General features: G+C 61.7%; 19 protein-coding genes. 12 read left to right on the forward strand and 7 right to left on the reverse strand.

Features of this window, described 5'->3' with window-relative positions; translation table 11 throughout:
• The first annotated feature begins 29 nt into the window (after nt 1–29).
• Nucleotides 30–944, forward strand: a complete 915-nt coding sequence (locus H8F23_RS07830) for a LysR substrate-binding domain-containing protein (protein ID WP_194933959.1) — start codon at nt 30–32, stop codon at nt 942–944.
• A gap of 117 nt (nt 945–1,061) precedes the next feature.
• Here H8F23_RS07830 and leuD read toward each other — a convergent pair whose 3' ends face one another.
• A complete protein-coding gene (gene leuD, locus H8F23_RS07835) occupies nt 1,062–1,676 on the reverse strand; it encodes a 3-isopropylmalate dehydratase small subunit (protein ID WP_194933960.1) in 615 nt (204 codons plus the stop codon).
• Nucleotides 1,673–3,091 (reverse strand): 3-isopropylmalate dehydratase large subunit, encoded by a 1,419-nt coding sequence (leuC, locus tag H8F23_RS07840; RefSeq protein ID WP_194933961.1) that lies wholly within the window; start codon nt 3,089–3,091, stop codon nt 1,673–1,675. Before leuC ends, leuD begins: the two co-directional genes overlap by 4 nt.
• A gap of 406 nt (nt 3,092–3,497) precedes the next feature.
• Between leuC and H8F23_RS07845 the strand changes: the two genes are divergently transcribed.
• The 8 genes from H8F23_RS07845 to H8F23_RS07880 are packed head-to-tail and all read left to right on the forward strand — an operon-like array spanning nt 3,498 to nt 9,761.
• Nucleotides 3,498–4,697, forward strand: a complete 1,200-nt coding sequence (locus H8F23_RS07845; RefSeq protein WP_093435024.1) for a PepSY-associated TM helix domain-containing protein — start codon at nt 3,498–3,500, stop codon at nt 4,695–4,697.
• Nucleotides 4,694–5,236: a thiamine pyrophosphate-binding protein gene (locus H8F23_RS07850; RefSeq protein WP_194933962.1), complete on the forward strand. Its 543-nt coding sequence runs from the start codon at nt 4,694–4,696 to the stop codon at nt 5,234–5,236. Before H8F23_RS07845 ends, H8F23_RS07850 begins: the two co-directional genes overlap by 4 nt.
• Nucleotides 5,233–5,574, forward strand: a complete 342-nt coding sequence (locus tag H8F23_RS07855) for a hypothetical protein (RefSeq protein WP_093435028.1) — start codon at nt 5,233–5,235, stop codon at nt 5,572–5,574. The genes H8F23_RS07850 and H8F23_RS07855 overlap by 4 nt, the downstream gene beginning before the upstream one ends.
• Complete coding sequence (locus H8F23_RS07860; RefSeq protein WP_194933963.1) at nt 5,571–6,146, forward strand: DUF6162 family protein; 576 nt, start codon at nt 5,571–5,573, stop codon at nt 6,144–6,146. Before H8F23_RS07855 ends, H8F23_RS07860 begins: the two co-directional genes overlap by 4 nt.
• 35 nt (nt 6,147–6,181) lie before the next feature.
• Entirely contained in the window at nt 6,182–7,111 is a 930-nt protein-coding gene (locus H8F23_RS07865; RefSeq protein WP_093435032.1) for a metal ABC transporter substrate-binding protein, read from the forward strand.
• Nucleotides 7,108–7,956, forward strand: a complete 849-nt coding sequence (locus H8F23_RS07870; RefSeq protein WP_228759153.1) for a metal ABC transporter ATP-binding protein — start codon at nt 7,108–7,110, stop codon at nt 7,954–7,956. Before H8F23_RS07865 ends, H8F23_RS07870 begins: the two co-directional genes overlap by 4 nt.
• Nucleotides 7,956–8,855, forward strand: coding sequence for a metal ABC transporter permease (locus tag H8F23_RS07875; protein WP_007917717.1), 900 nt, complete (start codon nt 7,956–7,958; stop codon nt 8,853–8,855). Before H8F23_RS07870 ends, H8F23_RS07875 begins: the two co-directional genes overlap by 1 nt.
• Complete coding sequence (locus H8F23_RS07880; protein ID WP_194933964.1) at nt 8,856–9,761, forward strand: metal ABC transporter substrate-binding protein; 906 nt, start codon at nt 8,856–8,858, stop codon at nt 9,759–9,761. It abuts the gene before it with no gap.
• Nucleotides 9,762–9,939: 178 nt separating this feature from the next.
• Here the strand turns inward: H8F23_RS07880 and H8F23_RS07885 are convergent, their stop codons facing one another.
• From H8F23_RS07885 to H8F23_RS07905, 5 genes are all read right to left on the reverse strand, one after another.
• On the reverse strand, nt 9,940–10,164 hold the full coding sequence (locus H8F23_RS07885) for an MbtH family protein (protein ID WP_016985437.1): 225 nt from the start codon (nt 10,162–10,164) through the stop codon (nt 9,940–9,942).
• A gap of 83 nt (nt 10,165–10,247) precedes the next feature.
• Complete coding sequence (locus H8F23_RS07890; RefSeq protein WP_194933965.1) at nt 10,248–11,660, reverse strand: aspartate aminotransferase family protein; 1,413 nt, start codon at nt 11,658–11,660, stop codon at nt 10,248–10,250.
• A gap of 142 nt (nt 11,661–11,802) precedes the next feature.
• A complete protein-coding gene (locus H8F23_RS07895) occupies nt 11,803–12,288 on the reverse strand; it encodes a GNAT family N-acetyltransferase (protein ID WP_194933966.1) in 486 nt (161 codons plus the stop codon).
• Nucleotides 12,289–12,496: 208 nt separating this feature from the next.
• A complete protein-coding gene (locus H8F23_RS07900) occupies nt 12,497–13,819 on the reverse strand; it encodes an ATP-binding protein (protein ID WP_034155190.1) in 1,323 nt (440 codons plus the stop codon).
• Nucleotides 13,819–14,499: a response regulator gene (locus tag H8F23_RS07905; RefSeq protein WP_007908710.1), complete on the reverse strand. Its 681-nt coding sequence runs from the start codon at nt 14,497–14,499 to the stop codon at nt 13,819–13,821. The genes H8F23_RS07900 and H8F23_RS07905 overlap by 1 nt, the downstream gene beginning before the upstream one ends.
• Before the next feature lie 153 nt (nt 14,500–14,652).
• Between H8F23_RS07905 and dsbD the strand changes: the two genes are divergently transcribed.
• Genes dsbD through dsbG form a run of 3 tightly spaced genes read left to right on the forward strand, consistent with a single transcriptional unit; the run spans nt 14,653 to nt 18,046 of the window.
• The gene (dsbD, locus tag H8F23_RS07910; protein WP_194933967.1) at nt 14,653–16,419 is read left to right on the forward strand and encodes a protein-disulfide reductase DsbD; all 1,767 of its coding nucleotides are present in this window, start codon (nt 14,653–14,655) and stop codon (nt 16,417–16,419) included.
• The gene (locus H8F23_RS07915) at nt 16,419–17,300 is read left to right on the forward strand and encodes a TlpA family protein disulfide reductase (RefSeq protein WP_194933968.1); all 882 of its coding nucleotides are present in this window, start codon (nt 16,419–16,421) and stop codon (nt 17,298–17,300) included. The genes dsbD and H8F23_RS07915 overlap by 1 nt, the downstream gene beginning before the upstream one ends.
• Nucleotides 17,276–18,046, forward strand: a complete 771-nt coding sequence (dsbG, locus tag H8F23_RS07920; RefSeq protein ID WP_034155195.1) for a thiol:disulfide interchange protein DsbG — start codon at nt 17,276–17,278, stop codon at nt 18,044–18,046. The genes H8F23_RS07915 and dsbG overlap by 25 nt, the downstream gene beginning before the upstream one ends.
• The last annotated feature ends 91 nt before the right edge of the window (nt 18,047–18,137 follow it).

Consider the following 18,137-nt stretch of genomic DNA (forward strand, 5'->3'; position numbering starts at 1 on the left):
GGCTTCTGCCGCCAGTGTTCGTTTTTGACATGCCCCAGAAGAAAGACAGCGTGCCCCTGCCCGAAGACCTGCGCGTACTGCTCACCGTAATCCGCAAGAACGGCTTTGCCGCTGCAGCGGATGAGTTGGGCCTGTCACCGGCCTACGTCAGCAAACGCATCCAGATTCTTGAAACCACCCTCGGCACGCGCCTGCTGCACCGCACCAGTCGCCGCGTCTCGCTGACCGAGGACGGTGAGCGCGTACAGCGCTGGGCGTTGCGCATTCTCGATGATTTCCAGCAACTGCACGACGAACTGTCCGACGCCCACGGCAGCCCACGTGGGCGTTTGCACATTTGCAGCAGTTTCGGTTTCGGTCGCAATCACGTCGCGCCGGCGGTGTCGTTGCTGGCCGAACGTTATCCAGAACTGGAGATTCGCCTCGACCTGTTTGACCGGGTGGTGGACATCATCAACGAAGGCTTCGATCTGGAGATCCGCGTCGGTGATGACATTCCCGGCCAGCACATCGGACGGCGTCTGGTCAGTAACCGGCGGGTGCTGTGCGCCGCTCCCGGTTATCTGCAACGGCGCGGTACGCCGCAGACGCTGGACGAGTTGCAACAGCACGATTGCCTGGTGATCAAGGAGCGCGACAACGCCTTTGGGATCTGGAATCTGGATCGCGACGGCAGGCAAGAGAGCGTGCGGGTCAGCGGGCCATTGTCATCAAACAACGGCGAGATTGTTTTGCAGTGGGCGCTGGACGGGCGTGGGGTTTTGTTGCGGTCGTTGTGGGATGTGAAACCGTTGCTGGAGCAAGGACGCTTGGTGCAGCTGCTCGACGATTACAGCCAGAGCGCCAACGTCTGGGCGGTGTACCCGACGCGGCTGGCACACTCGGGGAAACTGCGCGCGTGTGTGGAGTTTTTGCAGGCGCATTTCAAAGGATTGTCGCTGTAACCCACCCCCCCTGTAGGAATGAGCCTGCTCGCGATAGCGGTGTGTCAGACACAGCAACTTTGACTGATCCACCGCTATCGCGAGCAGGCTCACTCCTACAAGGGGATCAGTGGTGGGTCAGGACAGCCAAGGGTTGTTGGCCAGATGCTCGCGTTCGAAGGCCTTGATCTGTTCGCGCCGTTGCAGGGTGCTGCCGATGGCATCCAGGCCGAGCAGCAATGCAGTCTTGCGCAGAGTATCAATCTGGAACTCGATCACCGTGCCATCCGCCAGACTGATCTGCTGTGCCTCCAGATCAATACCGATCCGCGCCGTTTCAGGCTCACTGACAAGTTGTCCGATGCGTTGCACCTGCGCCTCCTCCAACGTGATCAACAACACCCCGTTACGCTGGCAATTGTCGTAGAAGATCCCGGCAAAACTGCTGCCGATCAATGCGCGGATGCCCATCTGCTGTAACCCCCACACCGCGTGTTCACGGCTGGAACCGCAGCCAAAATTCGCTCCGACTACTAGAAAACTCGCGCCCTGCCATGTCGGCTTGTTCAACACAAAATCGGGATCGGGGCTGCCATCGCGTAGAAACCGCAGATCGAAAAACAGACCGCGATCGAGTCCTTGGCGATCAATGCCTTTGAGGAATTGCTTGGGCATGATCACGTCCGTGTCGACGTTGGCCGCCAGTAAAGGTGCGGCCCGACCGCTGACGTGGGTGAAGGGTTGCAGGCTCATGGGCGTTCTCCAAATTGGCGGATATCGGTGAGTCGACCGCAGATCGCAGCGGCGGCGACCATGGCCGGGCTCATCAAATGAGTGCGCGCACCGGCGCCCTGACGGCCTTCGAAATTGCGGTTGGTACTCGACGCGCAGCGGTCGCCGGGCGCAAGTACGTCGTCGTTCATCGCCAGGCACATCGAGCAGCCGGACTGACGCCACTCGAACCCGGCATCGATAAAGATCTGCGCCAACCCTTCGGCCTCGGCCTGAGCGCGAACTTCGCTGGAGCCGGGGACGATCATCGCCCGCACATGCCCGGCCACTTGCTGACCGCGCACGACGCTGGCGGCATCGCGCAGGTCTTCTATCCGCGCGTTGGTGCACGAGCCGATAAAGGCGTGGCTGATAACAATGTCGCTGAGCGCCATGCCCGCTTCGAGGCCCATGTAACTGAGGGCGCGGCGCATGTCCTGACGCAGGACCGGATCGCTGATCGCTTGCGGATCCGGCACCCGCGCACCGATTGCAGCGGCCTGATCGGGGCTGGTGCCCCAGGTGACCATCGGTTCCAGGACGCTGGCGTCGAGGTGAATCTCGCGGTCAAACCGCGCACCGGGATCACTGCGCAGTTCGCGCCACTTCTCCACGCCCCGTTGCCAAAGCTCACCTTGCGGCGCACGCGGCTTGTCCTTGAGATAGGCGAAGACTTTGTCATCCGGGGCCATGAATGCGCCGCGCGCACCCGCCTCGACAGCCATGTTGCAAATGGTCATGCGTGCTTCAACGCTGAGGGCATCAATGGTCGAGCCGCAGAATTCGATCGCGTAACCGCTGGCCCCGGACGCGCCGATCCGGCCGATCAGCGCCATGATCACGTCTTTCGAGGTCAAACCCGGCGCCAACCCGCCGTCAACCGTCACGCGCAAGCTTTTCAAGCGTTTGTAGACCAGCGTCTGCGAAGCCAGCAGGTGTTCGATCTCGGAGGTGCCGATGCCGAAACCGAAAGCACCGAGTGCGCCATAGGTGGTGGTGTGGCTGTCGCCAGCGGCAATGACCATACCGGGCAGAATAAAGCCCTGCTCGGGGGCGATAACGTGTTCGATGCCCTGACGCTTGTCGAGGATGTCCAGCAACTCGATGCCGAAGTCCCGGCAGTTCTCCGCCAGATACGACACTTGGCGCGCGCCGCCGGCGTCGGGCATTGCTGCGATGCGCACAGGCGTGGTCGGGTTGACGTGATCGACCACCGCCAGCGCCGTGCCCGGCCGCCAGACATCGCGCCCGGCCGCGCGCAAACCGCTGAAAGCCTGCGGGCTGGTGTATTCGTTGATCACCTGACGATCGATATACAACAGGACATGCCCCTGATCGTCGAGGCGGCACACCGTGTGCGAATCGATGTGTTTGTCATAGAGGGTTCTGGCGGTCATCAAGGCGCTCACTCAGGGAAATCAGGTGATTCCCATCATAGGGAGCGCGGGTCGGCCATCAATTGGCAGACAGTGATGGCGTCATCCATGAATCGTGTTTGATCCCATGCACGCGGTAAACCCTTGTAGGAGTGAGCCTGCTCGCGATTGCGGTGATCCAGTCAATGATGACGCCGGCTGAGCCTGTGCCATCGCGAGCAGGCTCACGCCTACAGGGGCAACCGTAGTGATCGGGGAATTGGGAAACATTTGCTTTCATATCACCTTTCGGGATTTGTCCCGCTCATTCGTCCTATAGAGATGCAGGCCGTTCGCGTAGGCAAAAGCCACGTTCGGTCTTTCGGGGTCTGCCGTGCTGCGAAGCCCGTGGCCACGCGCCCTTTCACCGCTATCAAGACGCGCAATCATGTCGAAGAAATCCCGCTCCAAACTGTGGTTCCTCGTTCATAGCTGGCTGGCGTTACCGATCTGGTTCTTTGTCCTGATCGTCTGTGTCACCGGCACGCTGGCGGTGGTCAGCCAGGAAATCGTCTGGCTGGCCAACCCGCAGATGCGCGCCAGCCAGCCTGCGGACGATGCGCCGCTGCTCAGCTATGACCAGATCATGGCAGCGATCAAAACAGCCGAACCGCAGACCCTCGTTGAAAGCATCAGTCGTCCCGACGAATCCCACTTCGCCCTCGACGTTGCGGTCAGCTATCCGGACGGTCGTTCGCAGACGGTCTACGTCAATCCTTACACCGGGGTGATTCAGGGCCCTGCCCCGACGTTCGATTTCAAGGCCTTCACCCGCGCCCTGCATGGCTGGTGGCTGGTGCCGTTCACCAACGGTTTCAGTTGGGGCTGGTATCTGGTGTCGTTCCTCGGCGTGCCGATGCTGGTGTCGCTGATCACAGGTCTAGTGGTCTACAAACGCTTCTGGAAAGGTTTTCTGCGTCCGACCCTGCGCGTGCGTCACGGCGCGCGGATCTTCTGGGGTGACTTCCACCGCTTGTGCGGTATCTGGTCGATCTGGTTCATTGCGGTGATTTCCATCACCGGGATCTGGTTTCTGATTCGGGCGATTCTGTTCGACAACCAGATCGCCATTTCCAGCGAGCCGATCATTCCGGCCATGTCCCGCGAGAGCGTGCCGATCTCTGCCGCCGGCACACCGCCGCCACGGATCAGCCTGGACCGTGCCGTCGAGCTCGCGCAAGAGAAGATTCCTGGGCTGGAAGCCAGCTTCGTCAGCCTGCCGGGCAATGCCTACAGCCACATGAGCGTCGGTGGGCGCGGCTGGTATCCATTGATGTTCCAGACCGCCACGCTCAATCCATACAACGGCGACATCGCCGCTTCACGGCTTCTGTCCGATCGTTCGTCGCTGGAGTTCGTCACCGAGTCCATGCGGCCACTGCACACCGGCGATTTCGGCGGCATCTGGATCAAGCTGATCTGGTTCTTCTTCGGTTTGATCCTGAGCATGATGATCCTCAGCGGCTTGTTGATCTGGACCAAACGCACTGCGCTGGCCACCGCCAACGCGTTGAAGCGCGAAGACAAGAAACACCGCCTCAAGGCACAACCGGCGATGAGCCGTGAAACCTCGGAGGCCAGCCTGTGAGCAAATCCATCACCAAGGCACAGCCTTCTCGACTCGCGCGTTTCTGGCACACATGGCGCTTCCACATCAATGTCCTGCTGCTGTTGATCCCGCTGGGGTTCATGCCCAAATACTTCGCCGACGCCTCGCTGTTTCGCGGTGACAGCGGCCTGGGCCAACATGAAATCGGCAATATCCAGGTCGGCCCGTGGAGCCTGCGCCTGGCCGAACTGCGCAACGAAGCGCCGGTGCTCACTGGCCCGGCCGGCTACATGAAAGACTTCAGCGCGGCCCTGTGCGATGCCTGTGTCGAGCAGGTCAAGGCCACCTACCTGCGCATCGGCAAGCCACGCAGCCTGCGCGCCGCCGGTACGATTTTCTTCGGCACGCCTTACCGCATGGGCACGCAGATGCCGATCCCGGAGAAGACCAGACCCGATGCCGAACTGTGGATCACCATGGAAGGCTGGGACGGCAGCATGCATCAGGCTTCGATTCCCCTGAGTCAGGCCTCCCCCGCCACCTTCGCCTGGCTGAACAAACAAGGAGTCAAACCATGACGTGTTCCCAACGCTCTTCCCGCCTGCGCTTGAAGGCCGCGTTGCTGGTGCTGTGCGCCGGTTTCAGCGCCAGTGCGCTGGCCCACAATCCGATGTGCGAATGCACCGCCATCGACGCCGAACAGATCAAATGCACCGGCGGATTCTCCGACGGCAGCGGTGCGCCGGGGGTGACCCTCGATGTGATCGGTTACGACGAAACCATTCTGGTGCCGGGCAAGCTCGGCGCCGATTCCACACTGACGTTCAAGAAACCCGGCAGCGAATTTTACGTGCTGTTCGACGCGGGCCCGGGCCACGTGGTGGAAATCGACCAAGCGGATATCGAAGCCCCATGAGTACGCCCACCACCCAAATCGTGCGCCCGGCCGGTGCCGGTCATGAAACCCTCAATGTGCTGCTGTTGTGTCTGTTGATCCTCGCGGTCGCCGGTTCCGTGGTCGCGTGGCGTGGGGTTTCCCATGAGCCCGAGCCAGTGGCGACTCACCAGCTCGACGCACGCCGCGACCTCAGTGCTGCCGAGCAAGGCATCTATGCCGACCTGCGGGTGACCCTCGATGAAATCCGCTTGCTGCGCGAGGAACAACAAGCCCTGCCGACGCCGCAGAATCTGGCCGACGAAGGGTTTGCGCCATTTGCCCAGGATGCGAGTTCGGTCAGCCGCGGTGGTCATGCCTGGCAATTGCTGGCGGACGCCGCGTATTTCGGCCAAAGCCAGAATCCGGCCGTCGCCGGTTCGTTTGTGATGCTGCTCAGCGCCGACGACAAGGCTGCGCCGGACATCTGGCTCAGCCGCGATGCTGCCGCTCAGGCCCCGGCGCCACTCACTGCGGCGGCGCTGTCCGCTGCCGGCTGGAAACAGATCGTCGCGCAATACGATGCCGGGGTTACCCGCGAACATCGCCATTGATTCCTCGCCCTCCTCCGAGAGAAGACCGCTTGCCCATGTCTATTTCATCGCCACGCCGTCCATTGTTACGCCTCTTTTTATTGGGCCTGTGTGCCTGCCTGCTGAGCCCGTTGGCCAGTGCCGATCAGGCCAAACGCCTGCGCATCGGCATCACCCTGCACCCTTACTACAGCTATGTGGCCAATATCGTCGGCGACAAGGCCGAGGTGGTGCCGCTGATCCCGGCCGGTTTCAACCCGCATGCCTACGAGCCACGGGCCGAAGACATCAAACGCATCAGCGGGCTGGATGTGATCGTGCTCAACGGCGTTGGCCATGACGACTTCGCCGACCGCATGATCGCTGCCAGCGAAACGCCGAACATCAAAACCATCGAAGCCAACGAGAACGTGCCGTTGCTGGCCGCCACCGGGGTTGCCGCACGCGGCGCCGGCAAAGTGGTGAACCCGCACACGTTCCTGTCGATCAGCGCTTCCATTGCCCAGGTCAACAACATTGCCCGCGAACTGGGCAAACTCGATCCAGACAACGCCAAGACCTACACCCAGAACGCCCGCGCCTACGGCAAACGCCTGCGGCAGATGCGCGCCGACGCCCTGGCCAAGCTGACCCAAGCGCCGAACGCCGAACTGCGCGTAGCCACGGTGCACGCGGCTTACGACTATCTGCTGCGTGAGTTCGGCCTGGAAGTGACCGCCGTGGTCGAGCCGGCCCACGGTATCGAGCCGAGCCCAAGCCAGTTGAAGAAGACCATCGACCAGTTGCGAGAACTGGACGTGAAAGTGATCTTCTCGGAGATGGATTTCCCGTCCACCTACGTCGACACCATCCAGCGTGAGTCCGGCGTCAAGCTGTATCCGCTGTCGCACATTTCCTACGGCGAATACACCGCCGACAAGTACGAAAAGGAAATGACCGGCAACCTCAACACCGTGGTGCGGGCGATTCAGGAGTCTGGCGCATGACTTCCAGAGAAACCCTCAACCTCCAGGACACCGAGCACCCTGTGGGAGCGAGCTTGCTCGCGAAGGCGCCGGATCAGCCGGCATCATTGTTGAATGACACACCGCTATCGCGAGCAGGCTCACTCCTACAGGGATTGGGGCCGACGCTGGATTTTGCGGAGGTTTGTCTGACGCTGGGGCGCACGACGATTTTGGACAACGTCACCTTCCAGGTGCAACCCGGCAGCGTGCACGCCCTGGTCGGCCCCAACGGTGGCGGCAAGAGTTCGCTGATCAAGACCCTGCTCGGACAAATGCCCCATCAGGGCCAGCTCAGCCTGCAATGGCCCGGCGAACCCGGCACCATCGGTTATGTACCGCAGGCGCTGGAATTCGATCGCGGTCTGCCGATGACCGTTGACGATTTCATGGCTGCCATGTGCCAGCGCCGTCCGGCGTTTCTCGGTTTGAGCAAGCGCTACGCCGGCGCCATTGGTGAAGCGCTGGAACGCGTCGGCATGCAGGACAAACGCAAGCGCCGCATGGGCGCGCTGTCTGGCGGTGAGCGGCAGCGGGTGCTGCTCGCCCAAGGGCTGATCCCGGCGCCGCAATTGCTGGTGCTGGATGAACCGATGTCGGCCCTTGATGAAGCCGGGATTCAAGTGTTCGAACGTCTGCTCGGCGATTGGCGTGCAGCGGGCATCACCGTGCTGTGGATCGAGCACGATCTGGAAGCGGTCGGGCGTCTGGCCAGCCGTGTCACTGGTCTGAACCGCCGCGTGCTGTTCGATGCCTCACCACAAGAGGCGCTGACCCCGGAACGTCTGCTGACCTTGTTCTCGACCCATCCACGGAGCGCTGCCTGATGAGTTACGAAGCCTTTCGTTTGATGGTGCAAGGCTGGGCCTCGTCCGGGTATCTGCCGGAAGCGCTGGCCTACGGCTTTGTGGTCAATGCGTTGCTTGCCGGCTTGCTGATCGGCCCGGTGCTCGGCGGCCTCGGCACGCTGGTGGTGGTCAAGCGCTTCGCGTTCTTCTCCGAAGCGGTGGGCCATGCGGCGCTCACCGGTGTGGCCATCGGCATTCTGCTCGGCGAACCTTACACCGGGCCGTACGGCAGCCTGTTCGGCTACTGCCTGCTGTTCGGCATCCTGCTCAATTACCTGCGCAACCGTACCGGTCTGGCACCGGACACTTTGATCGGCGTATTCCTCTCGGTGTCACTGGCACTGGGCGCGAGTCTGCTACTGATTCTCGCGGGCAAGATCAACGTGCACATTCTCGAGAACGTGCTGTTCGGCTCGGTACTCACGGTTAACGGCAACGATCTGGCGGTATTGGCCATCGTCGGTTCGTTGGTCATGGCCCTGGCCTTGCCGCTGTACAACCGCATCATGCTCGCCAGTTTCAACCCGCAACTGGCGGCAGTGCGCGGGGTGGCGGTGAAGACTCTGGATTATCTGTTCGTGATTCTGGTGACGCTGATCACCGTCGCAGCGGTGAAAGTCATCGGCGCGATTCTGGTCGGCGCGCTGCTGGTGATTCCAGCGGCGGCGGCACGTTTGCTCAGCCAGTCGCTCAAGGGTTTCTTCTGGTGCTCGGTGTTGATCGCCACGGTCAGCACACTGTGCGGAATCCTTGCGCCAATCGTGTTTGACCTGCCGATTCCATCCGGCGCCGCGATCATTCTGGTCGCTGGCATTGCCTTCGCCCTCGCCGCCATTGCGCGCGGGGTTGTCCCGAGTCTGAAAGGGAATCTTGGATAAATGACTTTTTCACTGCGCAAACTGACCTTGGCCATGACTCTGTGCGGCGTGATCTGCACGCCGTTGATGGCCGCCGATAACACTAAACCGCTGCGAGTGCTGGCCTCGTTGCCGATCACCTATGGCTTGGGCGAAGTGCTGCTCAAAGGCACTGACGTCCAGCTTGAACGCGCGGCACCGGCGAACTTGCCGGGCAGCCGGCAGAACGCATACTTCACCGGGCGCGGTGCACCGGCGCTGAGCAAGTTGGCGACGAGCGCCGATGCGGTGATTGGCGTGCGCTCGCTGTGGGCCGATGATCCGCTGTACCCGATCGCCCGTCGCAGCAATATTCGCATCGTTGAAGTCGACGCGGCGCGCCCGGTCGACGCCGCCCTGCCGGGCATTGCCGTGCAACCGGATCTGAAGGTTGATGGCTTGAACAGTCAACCTTGGCTGGCGAGCAACAACATGGGGCGCATGGCGGACGTGATGGCGGCGGATCTGGTGCGCCTGGCACCGGGCGCCAAACCCGTGATCGAGGCGAACCTGGCGACGCTGAAGCAGCGCTTGTTGAAACTCAGCGCCGACAGCGAGGCGCGGTTGGCCAGTGCCGACAATCTGAGCGTAATGAGTTTGAGCGATCACTTTGGTTATCTGATCGGTAGTCTGAATCTGGAGCTGGTTGGCCAGGATCCACGCCCTGATGCGGAATGGACGCCGGAGGATCTGAAAAAACTGACGGCGACGCTCAAGGACAATGATGTGGCGGTGGTGCTGCATCATCGTCAGCCATCGGAGCCGCTGAAAGCGGCAATTGCCGAGTCAGGCAGTCATCTGGTGGTGTTGAGTACCGATGCGGTAGATCCGGTGGCGGAGCTGGAAGGCAATGTTGATTTGCTGCTCAAGGGCTTGAGCGGGGCTTAGTTTCAGCCGGAACCGCATTATCGTTCATCGCGAGCAGGCTCACTCCTACAGGGCGAGCGCATTCCAAATGTAGGTGTGAGCCTGCTCGCGATGAGGCCAGCCCGGCCAACACAAACCCAAGGAATGAAAAAACCCGCTGACTGTTTCCAGTCCAGCGGGTTTCTTTTTGCCCGGCCGCTTATTGCGCGGCGGCCTGCCCTTCCATCTTCTGGCGCAGACTCAGCGGACGCATGTCGGTCCAGACTTCTTCGATATAGGCCAGGCATTCCTTTTTCAGGCCGCTCTTGCCCACGGTGCGCCAGCCTTGCGGCACGGCTTTGTAGTCCGGCCAGATCGAGTATTGCTCTTCGTGGTTGACCACGACCTGAAAGAGGATGTCCTCGCGGTCGAATACTGACGTCATGCTGGTTCTCCATCGTTATAAGGGTGGGCTGCACGCTGAGTGCAGCCGGGTATGTAGAAAGAACGTTCGGCGCGGCGAAAAAATTACAGCGTAGCGGTGGCAGCGGCCAAAGCACGGCCAAAGATTTCCGCGACACGGTCGATTTCGGTGGCAGTGATCACCAGCGGCGGCAGGAAACGCACCACCGCGCCATGCCGACCACCCAACTCCAGAATCAGCCCGCGCTTGAGGCATTCACGCTGGACCAGCGGCGCCAGTCGCGCAAACGCCGGCGGATGACCAAGCGCATCCGGCGTGCCGTTCGGCTCGACCAACTCGACCCCGAGCATCAGGCCGCGACCACGAATGTCGCCCAGTTGCGGGAAGTCGCGTTGCAGGATGTGCAGGTGCTCGCTGAGGCGCTCGCCCATGGCAGCAGCGTGTTCGCAGACCTTGTGCTCAACCAGATAACGCATCACCGCAGAACCTGCCGCCATGGCCATCTGATTGCCACGGAAGGTGCCGGCGTGCGCGCCCGGCTGCCAGGTGTCGAGCCAATCTCGATAGACCACCACGGCCAACGGCAGGCTGCCGCCGATGGCTTTGGACAACACCACCACATCCGGGGTGATACCGGCGTGTTCGAAGGCAAACATCTTGCCGGTGCGGGCGAAACCGCTCTGGATCTCGTCGACGATCAGCGCCACACCGGCCTTTTCGGTGATCCGGCGCAAGCCGCGCAACCACTCGATGTCCGCCGGAATCACACCGCCCTCGCCCTGCACCGCTTCGACGATCACCGCTGCGGGCAGTTGCACGCCGGCTTCCGGGTCGTTGAGCAAGTTTTCCAGATAGCTCAGGTTGGCCTTCACACCCGCCGCGCCACCGAGGCCGAACGGGCAACGGTAGTCATACGGGAACGGCATGAACTGCACGCCATGGCTGAGCAACGCACCCAGCGGCTTTTTCGGCCCCAGGCTGCCCATCAGGCTCAGCGCGCCCTGGCTCATCCCGTGATAACCACCGGAGAACGACAGCACGGTGCTGCGCCCGGTCGCCGTGCGTACCAGCTTCAATGCCGCTTCCACGGCATCGGTGCCGGTCGGGCCGCAGAACTGGATTTTCGCTTGCGCTGCCAGGGCGGGCGGCAGCAGGCCGAACAGGTCCTGGACGAACTGATCCTTGACCGGTGTGGTCAGGTCGAGGGTATGCAATGGCAATTCATCGGCCAATACCTGCTGGATCGCTTCGATCACCACCGGGTGGTTATGCCCCAGCGCCAGCGTGCCGGCCCCGGCGAGGCAGTCGATGAACGTGCGCCCTTCAACGTCTTCGACATACAGGCCTTTGGCGCGCTTCAGTGCCAATGGAATGCGTCGTGGATAGCTGCGCGCGTTGGACTCCTGCCGGGCCTGACGAGCCAGCAATGGCGATTCGTTGAACTGGTAGAGCGTTTCGGCCGGCGCCGAGGTAACCCGGGCCGACGACTCTTCGATAAGGCTGGTGGCGACTGACATCTCTCGACCCCTCAATTGGCTATGGATAGTGACCAAAACAGCACACCGGACAGGTGCGCATTCCGATCACGGGGCGCACTTGCAGGTTTTCCTGTTCTGGAAACGCTTAAGGGGCTCGAGGATTTAGCCCGTGATCGTGTTGTCAGGCCGGCGCTGCCAACGACTTGTGCATGGGCAGGGTCTGCACGCCTTGGTATTCAACGAGCGGCGCTGACTCGCGATAGCCCAGACGGCAATAAAAAGCACGGCCGGTGCGCGTGCTGTTGAGGGCCGCTTGAGCAACGTCGCGAACCCGCAACCAGCCCTCCAGATCGAGCATCAGCGCCCGCCCGACGCCCCGGCGAAAGGATTCCGGCTGCACGTAACACAGGGAAATGTCACCACTGGCCTGTGCCATGCCGACTCCGACCGGTTTGTCCGCCAGTAAAGCCATGCATAAATAGAAGTGCGGGTCGGCGAGGCGGGCGCTGATGAAGTCGGCGGATTGCTGAGCGATCCAGGTGCTGACCCGTGTCGGATCGTTGCGGTGGTCGAGTGCGCAACCGATGCGTATCGATCGTTCGATGATGCGGCTGATGATGCCGGCGTCGGCCAGTGTGGCGGGACGAATGCAGATGGGTGCTTCCATGGCGCAATTCCCTCAATCCATTGAGTCAAAGCTGCGTCGAACTTACCCCCACTTCAGCCGGATAGCGAACATCGAGAAGTTACATTTGATGTGCCTGGCGCGATTTCCTGTAGGAGCTGCCGAAGGCTGCGATCTTTTGATCTTGATCCTGAAAAACAAAATCAAAAGATCGCAGCCTTCGGCAGCTCCTACACAGGCTGTGCTGGAATCAGACAGGCTGCAATGGCATGGTCAGCTCGACACGCAGGCCATCCGGGCGGCTGTCGAAATGCAGGGCGCAGTCGCAGCGCTGAACGATCGCCTGGACAATCGCCAAGCCAAGGCCGCAACCGGTGCTCTGGCCGTTGCGCCAGAAGCGTTGGGTCAGGTGTTGCAGATCATCCGGTGCAATGCCCGGGCCATGATCACGCACGACAAACCGCACGCGGTTGCCAATGGTTTCCAGGCTCAACTCAACCGCACAGTCTTCGGGCGTATGGCGCAAGGCGTTGTCGAGCAGGTTGCGCAGCGCCGCAATCGACAGCACGGCCGGCATCTGCAGCGGTGCAGCTGACAGGTCGGTGGGCAGCTGCAGTTTGATGCGCAAACGCTCTCCCCCCGTGGCGTCCTGGATCGCCAGGCGTGCCACTTGCTCGGCGCTGCACTGCGAACCGTCATCGAACGACAGGCTGCCCTCGACCCGCGCCAGCAACAACAACTGTTCGAGGGTGCGATGCAAGCGATCGGCGCCCTCCTCGGCCCGCGCCAGCGACTGATCGCGGGCGCTGCCATCGGTCATGCGCGCGACTTGCAGGTGGGTCTTGATCGCCGTCAGCGGGCTACGCAGTTCATGGGCCGCGTCACCGGTCAGACGGCGCTCACGCTCGATGGTCTTGCCGATGCGTTGAAACAACTGATTTTGCGTTTCCAGCAGCGGCTTCAATTCGCTGGGGAAGGTCTGGATCTGCAACGGCTCGAGCGAGTCGGCATTGCGCCGCATCAGCGCCTCACGCAGACGGTTGAGCGGCGCCAGCCCCTGGCCGATGCCCAGCCACAACAGGCACAGGCAGCCGAGCAGCGCCACGCCCACCGGCACCGACGCCGCCAGCAGGATCGACATGTTCAGCGCCTCGCGCTCGATCTGCCGGTCGGCCGTAGTAATGCGCACATCGCCGCGGGCGAGGGTGAAGCTGCGCCACGGTGCACCGTCGATCATCTGGTCATGGAAGCCCATTTTCTCGGCTTCCAGGGCTTGTTCGGGGTTGTTGTGGCTGCGCGCGAGAATTTCCCCGCGCAAGGAACTGACCTGACAGGCCATGCCGCCGGGGATATTCAGTTGTTCGGCACTGAAATGCGTGCCCTCGCCTTTGCTCGGCAGTGTCGGCAACTGTTCCAGCAGCCCGGCGACCATGCGCGCCGAGGCCACCAGACGCTGGTCGAGGGAAAACATCATCTGATTGCGCAGGTCACTGAGCATCCAGGCCGCCGCCAGCGCCCAGATCAGCGCAAACGCAGCGCCGAGGGTCAGGCTCAAGCGCAGTCGCAGGCTCATCACTTGCCTTGATCTCCACCGTCGGCCGGGCCGAGGCGATAGCCCAGACCGCGCACGGTTTCAACGATGCCTTTGCCCAGTTTGCTGCGCAGGTGATGGATGTGCACGTTCAGCGCGTTGCTTTCCAGTTCATCGTTGAAGCCGTAGACGCTGTCCTTCAACTGCTCGGTGGACAGCACCCGGCCACGATTGTGCAGCAGCGCCTGCAACAGCGATTGCTCGCGGCGCGACAAGTCCACCGGTTGCCCGGCCAGGGTGGTTTCGCGGCTGCTCGGATCGTACGTCAGCGCGCCATGCTCGATCAGATTGACGCTGCGCCCGGCGACGCGGCGCAACAAGGTTTGCAGGCGGGCGAACAGTTCGCGCAGATCAAACGGCTTGAGCAGGTAATCGTCAGCCCCGGCCTGCAAGCCGTCAACGCGGTCGGTGACCGAGTCGCGCGCGGTCAGAATCAGCACTGGAATCTCCAGGCCACTCTGACGCAGTTGTTGCAGCAACTTGAGGCCATCTTCGTCGGGCAGGCCGAGATCGAGCACCATCACGTCGAATTCAGCGACCTTGAGCATCGCCCGCGCCTTCGAGGCAGTGTTGACGTGCTCAACGGTCAAACCCTGAGCCGTGAGACCGGCAACGATGCCGCTGGCGATCAGCTCATCGTCTTCGCAAACCAGTACGTGCATGGTAAGTCCCGTAGAAAAAAGCCGATTAGGCAGTTGGCCGATTAAGCTGACATTATGCCCCGAACGTCACAGCGACAAGGGCGTGGCGGTTAATCATCGGTTAATCGCCGCCGCCCATTGTGCACCTCACTTGCACAGGGACAAGGCTCCTCCATGCGTCATTTTTTTCTTTTGTTTGCTCTGCTGATTTCCAGCCTGGCCCAGGCCGGGAACAATCCATTTGATACCAAACCGGAGTTTCTGCCGGTCGACCAGGCATTCGTGCTCACCTCCGAACGTCTGGAGTCCGGTGAAACCCAGTTGTTCTGGCAAATAACCGACGGTTATTACCTGTATCAGAAACGCCTGAAATTCGAAGGGCTGAGCGCAGAGCAACAGCCCGCGCTGCCTGAAGGCGAATCCCACAGCGACGAGTTTTTCGGTGAGCAACCGGTCTATCGCCAAGGGCTGGAAATTAAAATTCCAGCCTCGGCCACGGGGCAGATCAAGGTCGGCTATCAGGGCTGTGCCGATGCCGGCCTGTGCTATCCGCCGCAAACCCGGGTGATCGACCTGGGCGGTAAAGCGCCAGCCACGACAACACCGGCGACAACAGCGGTAACAACGACAACGAACGACCAGGCACCGGATCAAGCCCTGGCCAGCAGCCTGCAAGAACACGCGTTGGGCTGGAGCTTGCTGGCGTTTTTCGGTTTCGGTTTGCTGCTGGCCTTTGCACCGTGCTCATTGCCGATGCTGCCGATTCTGGCCGGTATGGTGGTCGGCAGCGGTGCCACTCCGCGTCGCGGATTCGTATTGGCCGGCAGTTATGTGATTTGCATGGCGCTGGTGTATGCGGCGATGGGCGTGATTGCCGCGCTGCTCGGCGCGAACCTGCAGGCATGGTTGCAAAATCCATGGCTGCTGGGGACCTTTGCCGCGATCTTCGTGGTGTTGGCGTTGCCGATGTTTGGCTTCTTTGAACTGCAATTGCCGGTGGCCCTGCGCGATCGCCTGGAACACGCCTCGCGCAGTCGCAGCGGTGGCAGCGTGATCGGTGCCGGAGCGCTCGGTGCATTGTCCGGTCTGTTGGTCGGCCCGTGCATGACCGCGCCACTGGCGGGTGTCTTACTGTATATCGCGCAGACCGGCAACGCGCTGCACGGTGGTTTGATTCTGTTTTCGCTGGGCATCGGCATCGGTGTGCCGCTGCTGTTGCTGGTGACCGTTGGCAATGGCTTCCTGCCCAAACCCGGTGCGTGGATGAACCTGCTCAAAGGCGTGTTCGGATTCTTCTTCCTCGCCACTGCGCTGGTGATGTTGCGCCCGGTGCTGGATGCGTCGTTATGGCTGGGCCTGTGCGGTGCGCTGCTGTTGATCGCCGCGTTCTGCGCCTGGAAACAGTCCGAGGGTTTTGGCCGCGTTGCGCAGTTGTTCGGCGCCAGTTCGCTGCTGCTCGGGCTGTGGGGCAGTTTGCTGGTGATTGGTGCGGCGGGCGGCAGCGATGATCCGTATCAACCGTTGCAGGTCTACAGTGCCGGCCGCGCTGGCACCGCCGCGCCTTCGGGTCATGAAGCGTTCACCACGATCAAGGAGCCGGCGGCGCTGCAACGCGAACTCGATGCCGCCAAGGCTCAGGGTCAGTGGGTGCTGCTCGATTACTACGCCGACTGGTGCAAGTCTTGCCTGATCATGGAGAAGCAGGTGTTTGGCAAAGACAACGTGATGCAGGCGCTGAGTAACGTGCGCCTGCTCAGGCTTGATGTCACCGACGACAATGCCGCCAGCGCTGAACTGCTCAGCCGTTACAAAGTGCCGGGACCGCCGACGTTCATCTGGATCGGTGCTGATGGTCTGGAGCGCCGCAGCCAGCGCATCACCGGCGAAGTCGACGCCGAGACGTTCCTGCAACACTGGACTGCCACCCGAGATGCCAATTAATGCTGACTTTCACCCTCGGCACCTTTGCCATCGCGCTTAACCACCTGCTGCTGATCAGTGCCCTGGCGCTGGCGACCTTTGTCGGCTGGCGGGTGGCCAAACGTGGCGGCGATAACCCCGAGTCAGCATTGTTCAGTCTGTTTCTGCTGGGCATGCTCGCGGCGCGAATTGCTTTTGTGCTGCTGTACTGGCCGCACTATCGCAATGACCCGTGGCAAATCATCGATTTGCGCGACGGTGGGTTCCTCGCCTGGCCGGGGGTGATCGTATTGTTGCTGGTCGCCCTGTATCGCGGCTGGCGCCGTCCAGGGCTGCGTCGCCCGTTGGGGTTTGGCGTGGCCAGCGGCCTGGCGTTCTGGCTGTTGGCGACATTGTCGTTGAACCTCTACGAACAAGGCACCCGTCTGCCGGACATCTCCCTGCGCAATGCGGCCGGGGAAACCATTCAGCTCCGTGATTATCAGGGCGGTCCACTGGTGATCAATCTGTGGGCGACCTGGTGCCCGCCATGCCGTCGCGAAATGCCGGTGCTGGAAAACGCTCAGATGCAACGCCCGGACCTGACCTTCCTGTTCGTCAACCAGGCCGAAAGCATGCAAAGCGTGGCGACGTTTCTCGAAACCCAGGGCCTGAGCCTCAACAACGTGCTGTTCGACCGCAGCGGCCGGTTGGGTCAGGCCGTCGGTTCCATGGCATTGCCGACTACGCTGTTCTATAGCCCTGATGGTCGGCTGCTGACCAGCCACCTGGGTGAGCTGTCCAACGCCAGCCTGGCGCGTGCGCTGGAAAACTTCGCCACCCCAACCCCGAATTCGATCCCGGCCACTGCACCGGCCACCTCTGCAAGGAAACTGCCATGCCCCGCCTCCGCCACCTGCTGACGCTGACTCTGGGCACCGCCCTGCTGCACTTGCCGTCGGTGCAGGCTGCTGAAGAGTTGCCTGCGGCGATCAAACAGATCGAAGCCAAAGGCGCGAAAATCGTCGGCCAGTTCGATGCGCCCGATGGTCTGCGCGGTTATGCGGCGCAGTATCAGAACCGTGGCATGGCGCTGTACCTGACCCCGGACGGCAAACACGTTTTGCTGGGTAATCTGTACGACGCCGACGGCAAGGATCTGAGCAGCGAGCCGCTGCAAAAACTGGTTTACGCGCCAATGGCCAAGGAAGTCTGGGCCAAGTTCGAAGCGAGCAACTGGATTCAGGACGGCAACAAGGATGCACCGCGCACGGTGTACCTGTTCAGCGATCCGAACTGCCCGTACTGCAACATGTTCTGGGAACAGGCTCGACCATGGGTCAAGGCCGGCAAGGTGCAACTGCGGCACATCATGGTCGGCATCATCCGCGAGGACAGCCCGGGCAAATCGGCCGCGTTGCTGGCGGCGAAAGACCCGGCCAAGGCGCTGGAAGATCACGAGAAGGCTGGCAAGGGCAGCTCGCTCAAAGCGCTGAAAGATATTCCGGCGGCCGTGCAGACCAAACTGGCAGCGAACATGCAACTGATGGAAGACCTGGATTTGCAGGCGACGCCGGCGATTTTCTACATGGATGACAAGGGCGAGCTGCAACAGCAACAAGGCGCGCCTTCGCCGGACAAGTTGGCGAAGATTCTCGGGCCTAAATAATTTTCGGTGCCTGGACTGGCCCCATCGCGAGCAGGCTCACTCCTACAGGGGAATGCATTCCAAATGTAGGAGTGAGCCTGCTCGCGATTGA

It is taken from the genome of Pseudomonas neuropathica (genome assembly GCF_015461835.1).
In the GTDB taxonomy this organism is placed as follows: domain Bacteria; phylum Pseudomonadota; class Gammaproteobacteria; order Pseudomonadales; family Pseudomonadaceae; genus Aquipseudomonas; species Aquipseudomonas neuropathica.

Bases quoted from the DNA above. Each gene is read 5' to 3' on its own strand.
- dsbD (WP_194933967.1), top strand. From the start codon at position 14,653: ATGCGTCATTTTTTTCTTTTGTTTGCTCTGCTGATTTCCAGCCTGGCC.
- H8F23_RS07885 (WP_016985437.1), bottom strand. From the start codon at position 10,164: ATGACGTCAGTATTCGACCGCGAGGACATCCTCTTTCAGGTCGTGGTC.
- H8F23_RS07905 (WP_007908710.1), bottom strand. From the start codon at position 14,499: ATGCACGTACTGGTTTGCGAAGACGATGAGCTGATCGCCAGCGGCATC.
- H8F23_RS07900 (WP_034155190.1), bottom strand. From the start codon at position 13,819: ATGAGCCTGCGACTGCGCTTGAGCCTGACCCTCGGCGCTGCGTTTGCG.
- leuC (WP_194933961.1), bottom strand. From the start codon at position 3,091: ATGACCGCCAGAACCCTCTATGACAAACACATCGATTCGCACACGGTG.
- H8F23_RS07875 (WP_007917717.1), top strand. From the start codon at position 7,956: ATGAGTTACGAAGCCTTTCGTTTGATGGTGCAAGGCTGGGCCTCGTCC.
- H8F23_RS07865 (WP_093435032.1), top strand. From the start codon at position 6,182: ATGTCTATTTCATCGCCACGCCGTCCATTGTTACGCCTCTTTTTATTG.
- H8F23_RS07860 (WP_194933963.1), top strand. From the start codon at position 5,571: ATGAGTACGCCCACCACCCAAATCGTGCGCCCGGCCGGTGCCGGTCAT.
- H8F23_RS07845 (WP_093435024.1), top strand. From the start codon at position 3,498: ATGTCGAAGAAATCCCGCTCCAAACTGTGGTTCCTCGTTCATAGCTGG.
- H8F23_RS07895 (WP_194933966.1), bottom strand. From the start codon at position 12,288: ATGGAAGCACCCATCTGCATTCGTCCCGCCACACTGGCCGACGCCGGC.
- H8F23_RS07915 (WP_194933968.1), top strand. From the start codon at position 16,419: ATGCTGACTTTCACCCTCGGCACCTTTGCCATCGCGCTTAACCACCTG.
- H8F23_RS07855 (WP_093435028.1), top strand. From the start codon at position 5,233: ATGACGTGTTCCCAACGCTCTTCCCGCCTGCGCTTGAAGGCCGCGTTG.
- H8F23_RS07890 (WP_194933965.1), bottom strand. From the start codon at position 11,660: ATGTCAGTCGCCACCAGCCTTATCGAAGAGTCGTCGGCCCGGGTTACC.
- H8F23_RS07870 (WP_228759153.1), top strand. From the start codon at position 7,108: ATGACTTCCAGAGAAACCCTCAACCTCCAGGACACCGAGCACCCTGTG.
- leuD (WP_194933960.1), bottom strand. From the start codon at position 1,676: ATGAGCCTGCAACCCTTCACCCACGTCAGCGGTCGGGCCGCACCTTTA.
- H8F23_RS07830 (WP_194933959.1), top strand. From the start codon at position 30: ATGCCCCAGAAGAAAGACAGCGTGCCCCTGCCCGAAGACCTGCGCGTA.
- H8F23_RS07880 (WP_194933964.1), top strand. From the start codon at position 8,856: ATGACTTTTTCACTGCGCAAACTGACCTTGGCCATGACTCTGTGCGGC.
- dsbG (WP_034155195.1), top strand. From the start codon at position 17,276: ATGCCCCGCCTCCGCCACCTGCTGACGCTGACTCTGGGCACCGCCCTG.